Origin of the sequence: Neobacillus niacini, from assembly GCF_023715415.1 — a bacterium.
GTDB lineage: Bacteria > Bacillota > Bacilli > Bacillales > Cytobacillaceae > Neobacillus > Neobacillus niacini_C.
Window position 1 is genome coordinate 281,168 of sequence record NZ_JAMBOB010000003.1, and the last position, 12,609, is coordinate 293,776.

11 protein-coding genes and 1 tRNA gene are annotated in these 12,609 nt (G+C 37.1%); 3 read left to right on the top strand and 9 right to left on the bottom strand.

Annotation, left to right across the window (positions count from 1 at the left end; all coding sequences use genetic code 11):
- Positions 1 to 4 precede the first annotated feature (4 nt).
- Complete coding sequence (locus tag M3189_RS07950; protein WP_251633310.1) at positions 5 to 1,024, top strand: LLM class flavin-dependent oxidoreductase; 1,020 nt, start codon at positions 5 to 7, stop codon at positions 1,022 to 1,024.
- Positions 1,025 to 1,034: 10 nt separating this feature from the next.
- Here M3189_RS07950 and M3189_RS07955 read toward each other — a convergent pair.
- Positions 1,035 to 1,117: transfer RNA gene (locus tag M3189_RS07955), tRNA-OTHER, on the bottom strand.
- Between the two features lie 36 nt (positions 1,118 to 1,153).
- Positions 1,154 to 1,450 carry a hypothetical protein gene (locus M3189_RS07960; RefSeq protein WP_251633312.1) on the bottom strand — a complete coding sequence of 99 codons (297 nt, stop codon included), beginning with the start codon at positions 1,448 to 1,450 and terminating at the stop codon, positions 1,154 to 1,156.
- Positions 1,451 to 1,669: 219 nt separating this feature from the next.
- Here M3189_RS07960 and xerS point away from each other — a divergent pair, with 219 nt between their 5' ends.
- Positions 1,670 to 2,755, top strand: a complete 1,086-nt coding sequence (xerS, locus tag M3189_RS07965; protein WP_251633319.1) for a tyrosine recombinase XerS — start codon at positions 1,670 to 1,672, stop codon at positions 2,753 to 2,755.
- 148 nt (positions 2,756 to 2,903) lie between these two features.
- On the opposite strand, the gene M3189_RS07970 is transcribed toward xerS, so the two are convergent.
- The 7 genes from M3189_RS07970 to M3189_RS08000 form a co-directional block, all read right to left on the bottom strand.
- Entirely contained in the window at positions 2,904 to 3,095 is a 192-nt protein-coding gene (locus M3189_RS07970; protein WP_251633321.1) for a hypothetical protein, read from the bottom strand.
- Positions 3,096 to 3,200: 105 nt separating this feature from the next.
- A complete protein-coding gene (locus tag M3189_RS07975; RefSeq protein ID WP_251633324.1) occupies positions 3,201 to 3,986 on the bottom strand; it encodes a hypothetical protein in 786 nt (261 codons plus the stop codon).
- 97 nt (positions 3,987 to 4,083) lie between these two features.
- Positions 4,084 to 6,522 carry a DNA topoisomerase IV subunit A gene (gene parC / locus M3189_RS07980; protein ID WP_251633325.1) on the bottom strand — a complete coding sequence of 813 codons (2,439 nt, stop codon included), beginning with the start codon at positions 6,520 to 6,522 and terminating at the stop codon, positions 4,084 to 4,086.
- Positions 6,519 to 8,498 carry a DNA topoisomerase IV subunit B gene (gene parE, locus M3189_RS07985; RefSeq protein ID WP_251633326.1) on the bottom strand — a complete coding sequence of 660 codons (1,980 nt, stop codon included), beginning with the start codon at positions 8,496 to 8,498 and terminating at the stop codon, positions 6,519 to 6,521. The genes parC and parE overlap by 4 nt, the downstream gene beginning before the upstream one ends.
- A 279-nt stretch (positions 8,499 to 8,777) precedes the next feature.
- A complete protein-coding gene (locus tag M3189_RS07990) occupies positions 8,778 to 9,191 on the bottom strand; it encodes a CoA-binding protein (RefSeq protein WP_251633327.1) in 414 nt (137 codons plus the stop codon).
- A gap of 106 nt (positions 9,192 to 9,297) precedes the next feature.
- The gene (locus tag M3189_RS07995; protein WP_251633328.1) at positions 9,298 to 9,819 is read right to left on the bottom strand and encodes a sensor histidine kinase; all 522 of its coding nucleotides are present in this window, start codon (positions 9,817 to 9,819) and stop codon (positions 9,298 to 9,300) included.
- Between the two features lie 256 nt (positions 9,820 to 10,075).
- A complete protein-coding gene (locus M3189_RS08000) occupies positions 10,076 to 11,815 on the bottom strand; it encodes a glycosyl hydrolase family 18 protein (RefSeq protein ID WP_251633329.1) in 1,740 nt (579 codons plus the stop codon).
- Positions 11,816 to 11,973: 158 nt separating this feature from the next.
- Here M3189_RS08000 and plsY point away from each other — a divergent pair, with 158 nt between their 5' ends.
- Entirely contained in the window at positions 11,974 to 12,561 is a 588-nt protein-coding gene (plsY, locus tag M3189_RS08005) for a glycerol-3-phosphate 1-O-acyltransferase PlsY (protein ID WP_251633330.1), read from the top strand.
- The last annotated feature ends 48 nt before the right edge of the window (positions 12,562 to 12,609 follow it).

The following is a 12,609-nucleotide window of genomic DNA, read 5'->3' on the forward strand; positions in this document are numbered from 1 at the left end:
AGGAATGAGATTAAGCATTTTGGACCAAGCCCCGATTTCTTCTAATCAGTCGCCACAAGAGGCACTACAAGAATCTATGAAGTTAGCCCAAGTCGGGGAAAACTTAGGATACACCAGGTATTGGATTGCAGAACATCATGATTTGCCAGGACTAGCATGTTCTGCTCCTGAAGTGATGTTAGGTTATATAGGAGCGAATACCAATAAAATCCGAATTGGCTCAGGAGCCGTATTATTACCACATTATAAACCATATAAAGTAGCCGAGGTATACAATATGCTAGCTACTCTGTTTCCTGGTCGAATCGATGTGGGCATTGGTAGGGCTCCTGGTGGATCTGCAGAAGCAACAAATGCACTATCCGATAACTTTTTACAGCAGGTGTGGAATATGCCAAACTCAGTGAAAGATCTGCTGAACTTTTTAGACAATACTGTTCCACCTGAACATCACCACGCGAAAGTGACAGCATCTCCAATTCCAACACTTCCACCAATCCCTTGGCTGCTTGGCACTAGTAAAAAAAGTGCAATACTTGCTGCAGAAAACGGACTTGCGTACGCGTTTGGACAGTTTATGAGTGATCAAGACGGCGCTGCCATTATTGAACAATATAGAAATCACTTTAAACCGAGGAAACACAATGAAGCTCCCCAAGTTATCGTTACGGTTTCAGCCATTTGTGCAGAAACAACTGAAAAAGCGGAAGAGGTGGCTTTAAGCTCACTAGTATGGGGGCTGCAAAGAAAAAGAGGAGAGGGGCAGATTGGAGTTCCTTCCATCCAAGAAGCGAAAAACTATCTTCGAAATGAAAATGAAAATCTAGAAAATCTAATTGAAGAGATTAAAAACAGTATGGTAATAGGTAATCCTCAGCAGGTAAGAAAGAGAATTGAAAATTTGCAGGAAAGATATAATGCAAATGAAATAATGATTGTATCCATAACTCATTTACCGTCGGATAAAATCCAATCCTATAAATTGATTGCAGAAGAATTCTTAGAAAATAAAATAGGGGAGTAAAATTAGTTACAGGGCTTGGCGGGACTTGAACCCACAAAATACACAACGGTTTACGGTAAAACAATTGGTTGCTCTACATTGAGCTACAAGCCCTGATTTTATTTTGGATTTATTTCTAAATATTATTCATTATTTCATTTTAGCTATTTCCTCAGTCACAACAAATGCAAGATCATCGTTCCCAAACAATGCTAAGACACCAAGTAATGTATCGTCACCAATTTCTCCAGCTTCATCTTTAGGTACTACTAGTTCCATTGCTTCTTTTAAAGCCATGTTAGAGACCTGATTAGGGTATGCCCGCAGATACATTTCCTCAGGATTTAAATCATGATTGATGCACCATTGAGCAAACACGAGAATCATCATTTTTTCCTCGCCCTGATAGTTCTGAATAATTTTTTCTTCTAACTGTTTATTATTCATTAAGAAATCTCCTTTAAAAAACATCATACATCTATTATATAGGATTTGTGGGATTCACAGAAGGAATTTCAGATATCCAAGGGAAGAGACTAATTTGGACGAAATATGACTAGAATTCATATAAAAAGTGAAGTGTAATCATCATTCTACATAATTACGTAAAATATAAATTTGACGTAATTATGGTGATTTAGTAAAATATAGAAGTGAGGTGATTTTATGGTAAATCAATCAAAACAAGAAAATTTCAAAAAGCTGCAGTCCCTCTTATCTGAATTGCCCTGGTACGTCGATGAATATATCAATCATAAATTAAGAAAGCTTTCGACGGCTTCCTTGTTTAATTACTGCCATGATTACAAGATCTTTTTTAATTGGATGATTAGTGAGCAATTATTTATGGGAGCTGCAAAAGATATTCCATTAAACCGATTAGAGCAAATGACAGTTATTGAGGTTGAAAGTTTTTTAAATTTCCTGCATTACGAATTAAATAATAAAGAATTAACAATTAATCGCAAATTATCAGCTCTAAAGTCCCTGTTTAATTATCTGCAAAACATTGCTGAAACTCCTGATTTAAAGCCTTATATTAACCGTAATGTAATGGCGAAAATTGAATTTAATGAAGTAAAAGACAGCATGGAAACGAAAGCTGCAAAAATGGAAGGCAAAATTCTCCTTGGTGATGAATATGAAAAGTTTCGTTTATTTGTTGCAAATGATTATGGTGAGATTAATAAAGATAACAAGAAAATCTATAACTTTCATCAATTAAATAAAGAGCGTGATACGGCAATCGTATCCTTGATTTTGGGTTCTGGGCTTCGTCTTTCTGAGTTAATTGGTATTGAATTAGATGATATTGACTACAAAAAGTACTGTGTCAGAGTAATAAGAAAAGGAAATAAAGAGCAGTTTGTGTTCTTTAGTCAGGTTGCTATGGCTGATCTGCAAGCATATCTCTCTGTCAGAACGGTTAAGTACGAAGTTGAAAAGAGTAATAAGGCATTATTTATCGCAGCACCAATAGGTCCTAAAGGAAAATCACGGCGACTCACCGCACGGTCAGTTGAAAAATTAATAGAAAAGTATGCAGCGGCATTTGGTAAACCATCGTTATCCGTACATAAACTAAGACATTCCTTTGCTACCAGATACCATGCTGAAATTAACGATGTACCAAAGTTACGAAGACAATTAGGTCATTCATCTATTCAAACCACGATGATATACACCCATATAAAGAATGACGATTTAAAAATTGCTGTCGATAAAATGGATATGCCGAAAGAACAATCATAACTGAGTCAGCAGCTACTACTGCTGACTTTTTTAATTTTTTCTAGTTTACATAATATTATTATGATAAAAAAACTCAATAATATCTCAATATCCAAGTATACTTAAGATAATGAGACGGAATAAAAATTTATGTTTTTAAAAAAAATTTTTATTCCGCTTTACCATTTCCAGCTCTATTAGCCAGTTCATGTGCTCTTTGTAAAAATTCCTCATGAGTTATTTTACCCATTAATTTTTCACGAACATTTTGTATTTCTTCTTCTGTAAGCTTTAAACCCTCTACTTGTAGTGATGCTAATGCATTTGCCATTGCCTGTTCTATTTTTGAATTCTTTTCCATTTCACACCCCCCCTAGTTTACTTTGTCAAATGATATACAAATTTATGACCCGAAAGTTACAAAAAAAACACAGGTTTCCCTGTGTTAATACTGGAATTTCAATGTTTAGGATTTTTGCCCCCCCTGCCCTGCTTGCTTTTCTTTATTACTCTGTACCTTCGTGTCAGTTAGATTCCATTTATCCTCACCATATTTCCATGTTGACTCCACAAAAGCAATGGTATCTGCATTTGCAAGCCCAGTAATTCTTTGTGTACCTTGTAATACAACCTCACCTGTATTTAATTTTATCGGCTTTAAAGAATGAAAGGAATTTACTGTTAATTCAGTTGGCTCATTTAATCGTCCTTTATAATAAAGTCCTAGTTTTTTATAATATTTTTTTCGATCCTTTAAATCAAACTCATAGGTTTTCCCTGTTTTCGCTATGGTTATTTTTGCCTTAAAGCCATTTTCAAAGGTACTGGCCATTTCTAATGGTTCAGGAACCCTCAATTCTTTACTGATATTATCCTTCAATGTATATAAATAATTAAGAGTTATGCCTCCGCTACCCCCTGTTAATACATTCGAGAATAAATCTTTCACTCCATCCTGGTTAAGATCAACCAGCTTTAAAGAAGCTTTTGAACCACTTTCTAAGGGAATTTTGTACTTTTTTTCACCCATAGTTGATATATCAATATAAATCTCTTTTAAATAACCTTCTTCCCCTTCATAAGGAACCCCTTTTAACTGAATACTTTCATTGGTCCCATCTCCAGTAATGTCAGATTCATATTTTGAAATGGTGACGGTTTTAGTTTCTTCTTCAAAAGCATGAACAGCGGTTATGGCAGTAACGGACATGAGAAAAAATGCAGCAGCAACAAGTAGCAATTCTTTTTTCATTCTTTTCCCCTCCAGTATCTGATACAGGTAGTATGTCCCATTTTTGGCAAAAACATAAAAAAGACTCCCAATATTTAGGGAGTCACTACTAATTATTTTATTCTTCTGCTTTCGTTTGACCTTCTACCTTCCAAACGGTTGTTACTTTTCCATTTTCGTTTTCATCAAGAACAAAAGATCCATTAGAATAACGATCATTAAAGCGAATTTCAGATGTTATAATCGTTTCCGTGTGGCCTTTTTCGGTTTGAAGGAAGACTGTATCTTCATCATTCGCAACAACAAAACCAACTACACGATGAGGATTTGCTTTTAATTCTCGTAAAATAACAACTCCACGCTTAGCTCGCGTTGCTTTTTCAAATTCCTTCAGCTTCATTCGTTTCACAGAGCCACGTTGAGTAGTGATGACAATGGATTCCTTCGTGTCAGAAGAAAGTACCTTACCACCGACAACAACATCCCCATCCTTTAAATTAATACCTTTAACACCGGCAGCACGTACGCCGACAATACTAATTTCTTCTTCGTGGAACCAAAGTGCATAGCCGAAATGAGAAATTAAGAATAATTCTTTTGTTCCATCGGTTAGGTGAACATCAATGACTTGGTCATCAGCCTTAAGATTAACACCCACTAATGGTTTCGAATATCGCTGTGCCTTATATTGCTTAAGCTCAGTTTTCTTGACCATTCCATTTTTTGTGACAAATACGAGATAAGCCTCAATCTCGAAATCCTTCACCGGTATCGCATGAATGATATCTTCGTTCCGTTCAATTGGGATGATATTGGCTACATGCTGTCCCATGTCCTTCCAACGGATATCTGGGAGTTCATGTACAGGACAGTATAGGTAATTCCCTTTATTCGTAAACAGCAGGACTACATCCTTGGTGTTCACATCTAGCTGTGCTAGTAACCGGTCAGAGTCCTTCATCGCCAAGTCCTGACCATTTGAAGCAGCATAAGAACGCTGGCTTGTACGTTTTATATAGCCTTCTTTTGTAACCGTTACGATGACATCCTCGCTTGGTACTGTAACTTCAAGGTTTATTTTCAATTCTTCTATCTCAGCTTCTATTTTAGAACGACGAGCGTCAGCAAACCGCTTTTTGACGTCTTTTAATTCTTTTTTTATAACCGATATTAGTTTTTTCTCACTTAATAAAATGGCCGTCCACTCTTCAATTTTATTAGCCAATTCTTCCGCTTCATTTTGAAGGGCAGTAATATCGGTATTGGTTAAACGGTAAAGTTGTAAAGAAACGATGGCTTCTGCCTGTGCCTCAGTAAATGCAAATTTGGAAATCAAATTATCTTTCGCATCTCGTTTATCTTTTGATGCACGGATTGTCGCAATTACTTCATCAAGGATGGACAATGCCTTCATTAATCCTTCAACAATATGTTGACGTTCTTTTGCTTTATCTAGCTCATACTTTGTTCTTCTAACAACCACTTCTTTTTGGTGCTCAATATAAGCGTCCAGCATTTCACGAATTCCTAATAATTTTGGACGTTTTTTTGCAATAGCAACCATATTAAAATTGTAGGTGACTTGCAAATCGCTATTTTTATATAGATAGTTCAAGACACCATTTGCATCTGCATCTTTCTTTAATTCAATGACAATTCGCAAGCCTGTTCTGTCTGTTTCATCACGAACCTCTGAAATTCCCTCGACTTTTCGGTCAAGACGGAATTCATCGATTCTCTTCACTAGGTTTGCTTTATTGACCTCATAAGGAATCTCGGTCACGACAATCTGCTGCTTACCGCCGCGTACATCTTCAATCTCCGCTTTACTGCGAACAATGATTTTCCCCTTACCGGTTTCATAGGCCTTTTTAATACCCTCAATACCTTGAATGATACCTCCAGTAGGAAAATCAGGTCCCTTAATAACGGTCATAATTTCATCAACGGTTGAATCTGGATTATCCATCCGCATGATGACCCCGTCAATAACTTCGGCGAGATTGTGTGGTGGAATATCAGTTGCATACCCTGCTGAAATTCCTGTAGAACCGTTTACCAACAAATTTGGAAACATCGCTGGTAATACGGTAGGTTCCTTTGAAGTATCATCGAAGTTTGGAATAAAATCGACTGTTTGCTTTTCAATATCCCGAAGCAGCTCTGAAGCTATGGCAGATAATCGAGCCTCCGTATAACGCATCGCAGCTGGAGGATCTCCGTCCATACTTCCGTTGTTTCCGTGCATTTGAATGAGGACATTTCTAACCTTCCAATCCTGACTCATCCGAACCATTGCCTCATAAACCGAAGTATCACCGTGGGGGTGATAGTTACCAATGACATTACCCACTGTTTTTGCTGATTTACGGAAGCCCTTTTCATTTGTATTACCCTCAACATGCATCGCATACAGGATTCTTCGTTGTACGGGTTTTAAGCCATCCCGTGCATCTGGTAAGGCTCGTTCTTGAATGATGTACTTACTATATCTGCCAAAACGATCGCCGATTACATCTTCTAGAGGTAAGTCACGGAATTTCTCATTTGTGCTCATTCTTCAGATTCCTCCTGGGCGACAGTAATATTTTCATTATCAAGGATCGTATCGTCCTCTTCTAAACCAAAGGCAACATTGCTCTCAATCCATTTACGGCGAGGGTCAACTTTATCACCCATTAGAGTGGTGATACGCCTTTCTGCTCTTGCTGCATCATCTATTTTTACTCGAATCAATGTCCGGGTTTCTGGATTCATCGTTGTATCCCAAAGCTGGTCGGCATTCATCTCACCAAGACCTTTATAGCGCTGGATCATATAGCCTCTGCCAACTTTTTTAATGGCACCCTGAAGTTCATCATCGCTCCAGGCATATTCGAGGATTTCTTTTTTACCTGTTCCTTTACTCACTTTATACAAAGGAGGCAGTGCAATAAACACTTTACCTGCTTCAATAAGTGGTTTCATATACCGATAGAAAAAGGTTAACAGTAACACTTGAATATGCGCACCGTCTGTATCGGCATCCGTCATGATAATGACTTTATCATAATTTACATCTTCTAGATTAAAATCAGAACCTACTCCAGCCCCAACCGTATGAATAATCGTATTGATTTCTTCATTTTTAAAAATATCTGCAAGCTTGGCTTTTTCAGTATTAATGACCTTACCACGTAATGGAAGTACAGCTTGGAAACGTCGGTCACGTCCTTGTTTTGCAGAGCCGCCAGCAGAGTCACCCTCAACCAAATAGATTTCATTTCTTTGCGGATTTCTTGACTGAGCAGGTGTAAGCTTTCCAGATAATAGAGCGTCAGAACGTTTCCGTTTTTTACCGCTTCTAGCATCCTCCCGTGCTTTTCTTGCTGCTTCACGGGCTTGGTAAGCTTTAATGGACTTTTTAATTAACAACGAACTGATGTCGGGATTTTCTTCGAGGAAATAAGTAAGGTGTTCAGAAACCACTGCATCTACTGCCGATCTAGCTTCACTCGTACCTAATTTGCCCTTTGTTTGACCCTCGAATTGTAATAATTGCTCAGGAACTCGAATAGAAATAATCGCAGATAATCCTTCACGAATATCTGCACCCTCAAGATTTTTATCCTTTTCTTTCAAAAGAGAAACCTTACGGGCGTAATCATTGAAGATACGAGTCATCGCAGTTCGCGTACCTACCTCATGCGTTCCTCCATCTTTCGTCCTGACATTGTTTACAAATGAAAGCATGTTCTCTGAATAGCCATCGTTGAATTGAAAGGCAAATTCAACCTCAATCCCATTATGGCTTCCTTCAAAACTAATCACTGGATGAAGGACATCTTTTTCCTCGTTTAAGTAAGAAACAAAGGCCTCTATCCCATTTTCATAATGAAAAACCTCATGAAAATCATTACGGTCATCGATGATTTCAATCTTTAACCCTTTTAGTAGAAAGGCCGATTCTCTTAACCTCTCACATAAAGTTTCAAAATTATATGTGGTGGAAGAAAAGATGGTTGTGTCCGGTTTAAAGTGAATGGTAGTACCTGTTTGATTCGTTTTACCGATTTTCTCTAATGTTGTAACAGGTTTTCCCCCATTTTCAAACCGTTGTTCGTAAACAAAACCATCTCTTTTTATCGTTACCGTTAACCATTCAGATAGAGCGTTTACGACTGAGGCACCAACACCATGTAAACCACCGCTGGTTTTGTAGCCGCCTTGACCAAATTTACCGCCGGCATGGAGGACTGTTAGAATGACTTCAGGCGTTGGTTTCCCCATCTTATGCATGCCCGTCGGCATTCCGCGTCCTTTATCCATGACACTTATTGAATTATCTTTATGAATTTTTACAATGATTTGGTCCCCAAATCCTCCGAGAGCCTCATCGACAGAGTTGTCGACTATCTCATATACAAGATGGTGTAATCCGCGTGTATCAGTGCTCCCGATGTACATTCCTGGTCGCTTCCTGACGGCCTCCAGTCCCTCTAGTACCTGTATGGCATCATCATTATATTCAAAAGCTTTCTGATTACTTGCCACTAAAATACCCCTTTCATTCCCTACAAAAGAAAAAACACTTTCTACTTGCTATCTTTATGAGTGATATTAATCATTCGTGTTAAAGTTGTTTCCTTAATTTAGAACGAATGTTTGCCGTCTTTAATTGTAACACATGATTACGGCGTCTATGCTTTATTTTAGCGATTAATTTCGATTTGGCAAATGTCTAATTTAAAACAACTTAATTATGTAACAGTTTCTTAGGTTAAAAAAAGAAAAAAACTGCTAATTTTTTAGCAGCTTTTTTCTAGCAAATGATTATTTTGTTAAAGCATGCGCCACTTTTATACAAAGATCCATAATCACTGTATATCCTTTTTCCTTCAAAAACTCATAGGCTTCTTCATTTACCAAGCCCTGCTGTGCCCAAAAAACATCTGCATCAATTTCATCGAATTCTTTCGCTACATCGAACAATTGTTCTGAACGGCGGAAAACATTGACAATATCAATGTGTCCTTCAATGTCCTTTAAAGAAGCAACCGCTTTCACACCCAGTACTTCATCAACACTTGGGTTCACGGGAATAATATCGTATCCTGCTTTTTGCATCACCTCTGACACCATATAAGAGGTTCTATCTGGTTTATTACTTAAACCTACAACTGCGATACGTTTAGATTTTTTTAAAATTGCTCCTATTTCCTCTAATGATGGATTTTCGACTGCCATTAAATACACATCCTTATTTCCTTAATTTTACTATCCATTTTAACTATAACATAATTAGATTGTTTATAAAAAATAATAGCTCCCAAGGGATTGGAAGCTTTTTTTGTTAAAGTGATGCATTGTTTTTGGAAGCAAACTTCGGAATAGAAAGACTGAATCTTGCTCCATCCTCAGTATTTTCAACCATAACGAATCCATCCATTTTTTCAATAATCATTTTCGTTATATATAAGCCGTTACCAGTTCCATGCTCACTTGGGGTGAATTTGGGTTGTAATAACTTTGAGCTATGTGCAGGTTCGATGCCACCTGCATTATCAGTTATCTCGACAACGATAAGGTCCTCTTTCGTACAAATCTGGATTTTTATCAGGCGATTTTGGATATTATTCCTACTAAAAGTTTCTCTTGCGATTGTTAAAATGTGTAAAATTATCTGACTGAATTCATTGGGAACTCCATTGGCCATTTGCAGGCCGCGGTATTCAAAATCCACATGGATATCTTGGTTCTTACGGATGGAGAAAAAGGTCGACAATGCTTCTTCAATCGAATCCGAAACAGAAAAAGAGCACTTTTCTTTGTTGGTCTGATAGAATTTTCGAACATTATTAATGGTCCGTGACATACTCTCACCTCTTTTAGATTACTTAAATGAATAGTAGAAAACCAATCAGTACCAGAGTAGACTTGGTCGGGGTTTAATTATCATTTTCTGAGATTATATTTAAATTATATTTCGAGATAACAAATTATTTCAATCGTTAATAATGGGGTTTGAAAATTCTACATATATTTGTAATAAATTAGACTCTAAATGTTCCTAACTTAGACAGAATATTATTATAAATCAAAACGAAAAGAAATAGACCAGCCATTCAGGTCTATTTCTGTGATAAAGCTTTATTAGGAACCATATTTATTGCGGTCCAAGCAGTCTGATCTCCGAAATTTCTAGACCAGGAAGCTACCCCAGCTAGTTGGTAGGTAGAAGCAAGATTTGCGCGTTTAGATAATGATAGCTCATCCTCCAGCCAAACTTTATAGGTTGCCAACTCATCTGCCGCATAATATTCTACATAGTTTTGACCGCTTTCTTCATCATAAACAGGCTGTAGACCTTTCTCTTCAAGCCAATCTTTCACCTTCGTCATGGACAAAGCTTGAGAGCTAACTTCTATCGTCCCGTCTGCTTTTTGTTGTTCTTTCCAAAGTCTGGTGTATAAAGGCACACCTAGAATTAGCTTCTCTTTTGGAACCTCACTCAACAAGTTTTGAAGATTTTTCTCTACCCAAGGCAGACTTGAAACACTCCCGGCAACAGGAGATGAACCAGAATGCTCATCATAAGCCATAATAATCAGATAATCTACAATACCAGCAAGCTTACTTCTTTCATAGAAAGAAGACCAATTATTATTTTCCCCTGCATAAAAGGTAATGTCCATTGAAACGACTAACCCTGCTTCGTGTAGAAAAGGTGTTGCTTCCCGCATGAATTGAGTAACGAGCGGGCCGTCTTCCTGCTTTACATTTTCTATATCAAAGTTGATCCCTTGTAGTTGGTACATTTGACTGAAATGAAGCAGCTGTACGATGATTTTTTGCCGTGTTTCAAAATCTTTTAACGCCTCATGTGTGAGTACCGGATCAAATGAATTTGAAAATAATCCCCATACTTGATAGCCCTTTGACTGTGCCCATTTACTATATTCCAAGGAAGCTAAATTTTTAATGCTTCCATCGTTTCCAGTTAAGGAAAACCAAGTTGGTGACACTACGTTTAAACCCAGCATAGTAGGGATTTGGGAGTGATCTGGATTTTTTGTATAAACAGCTTCCCAGGTTAATTGAATAGGCCCATTAATTATGGGAATATCTAATGCTTCACTTTTCTCTGAGATAATAATAGTTACTTCTTCGTTTTTCTTAACGTATTTCTTGTTGATGTACCCACTTACTCCATTTTCTTTTCTCACTAAATAATAATCCTGTTCCTCATCTTCTATCATTACAATTTCGTGGTTTGACATTTCCGCAGTATAGGGTGATTTTAAAGATGGTTCTGTTCGTATTCTTACTTTTTCAGGGTGAACATCTTTCGCAGATATTTCTCCTTGAAAATAATGATCACCATTTTTTTGTACCCAAACCGCACTTGTATCTTTTAAAACTGTATATTGAATCGGATAATAGGAGAGCAGCGGTTCGATTGCCACAAATATTTGACCTTCCTTGGATATAATCGGTGATACCAGCAAATCCACTGGTTTTTGATTAACAAAGAAAGTTAAGGAATCTGTAGGCATTTGAATGACTTTATCTTTTGTCGTAATGATGATGGACTTAGACTTTTCGTCAAATAGTATAGAATTATCTATGTGTTCTTGCATGAATGAAAGTGGGAGAAAGATAGAATCCCCCTCGAGTAGTGCGTTACCCTTTTGAGTTCCTTCAAAAAGGATTGGATTTTTTTCTGTAAAGTAAGTTGATTTTTCCTTAGATGCAAACGGATAAAATAAAAAAAGAACAGAAGATGCAATCAGTAAAATTGCAATCATCAATCCTCCTAAGATCCATTTTGGTGATAATGATTTCTTCTTTTGGTATTCAATTTGTGCCAATATTCTTCCCCCTCACATCTATCGTACGGTATTAGATAATAATTGAGAAGGAATTTATTTTACACTTTTTGAATTAGTTAAAAGCGGTAGTAGTGTTTTTTCACCATAACATGGTAAAATAATACGACATGTATTATTTATAGAAGGAGAAATCATTGATGGTTCAAATTATTTTAGTCTTGATAGTAGCCTATCTGCTGGGATCCATTCCTTCAGGTTTAATTATTGGGAAAGTATTTTATAAAACAGATATACGTGAGCATGGAAGTGGAAATTTAGGGGGAACCAATACTTTTCGTACCTTAGGAGTAAAAGCTGGTCTAGCTGTTACTGTGGCAGATATCTTAAAAGGGACGTTAGCGGCATCCTTGCCTGTTTTGGTTGGACTCGATGATGTCAATCCTTTACTTGCTGGTGTTTTTGCAGTTATTGGACACACCTATCCCGTCTTTGCAGGGTTTAGAGGCGGGAAAGCAGTTGCAACCTCTGGAGGCGTATTGTTGTTTTGTGCGCCACTTATGTTTTTAACTATTTTCGTTGTCTTTTTTGCCAGTCTTTACATAACTAAATATGTATCACTATCATCTATGCTTGCTGGCATTTGTGCAGTGATTTATGCTGCCATTGATGGAGACATTCCACTTCTTATTGCAGTAACACTATTAGCCTCATTTGTCATTTATCGACACCGCGCTAATATTAAGCGAATCATGAATAAAACAGAACCTAAAATTAAATGGCTTTAAGGAATCTAAATGGTTCCTTAAAGCCATTTTTCATGGAAATTTCATAAT

Coding starts and splice junctions, on each gene's coding strand:
- M3189_RS07950 (WP_251633310.1), top strand. CDS start 5: ATGAGATTAAGCATTTTGGACCAAGCCCCGATTTCTTCTAATCAGTCG.
- M3189_RS07960 (WP_251633312.1), bottom strand. CDS start 1,450: ATGAATAATAAACAGTTAGAAGAAAAAATTATTCAGAACTATCAGGGC.
- xerS (WP_251633319.1), top strand. CDS start 1,670: ATGGTAAATCAATCAAAACAAGAAAATTTCAAAAAGCTGCAGTCCCTC.
- M3189_RS07970 (WP_251633321.1), bottom strand. CDS start 3,095: ATGGAAAAGAATTCAAAAATAGAACAGGCAATGGCAAATGCATTAGCA.
- M3189_RS07975 (WP_251633324.1), bottom strand. CDS start 3,986: ATGAAAAAAGAATTGCTACTTGTTGCTGCTGCATTTTTTCTCATGTCC.
- parC (WP_251633325.1), bottom strand. CDS start 6,522: ATGAGCACAAATGAGAAATTCCGTGACTTACCTCTAGAAGATGTAATC.
- M3189_RS07990 (WP_251633327.1), bottom strand. CDS start 9,191: ATGGCAGTCGAAAATCCATCATTAGAGGAAATAGGAGCAATTTTAAAA.
- M3189_RS07995 (WP_251633328.1), bottom strand. CDS start 9,819: ATGTCACGGACCATTAATAATGTTCGAAAATTCTATCAGACCAACAAA.
- plsY (WP_251633330.1), top strand. CDS start 11,974: ATGGTTCAAATTATTTTAGTCTTGATAGTAGCCTATCTGCTGGGATCC.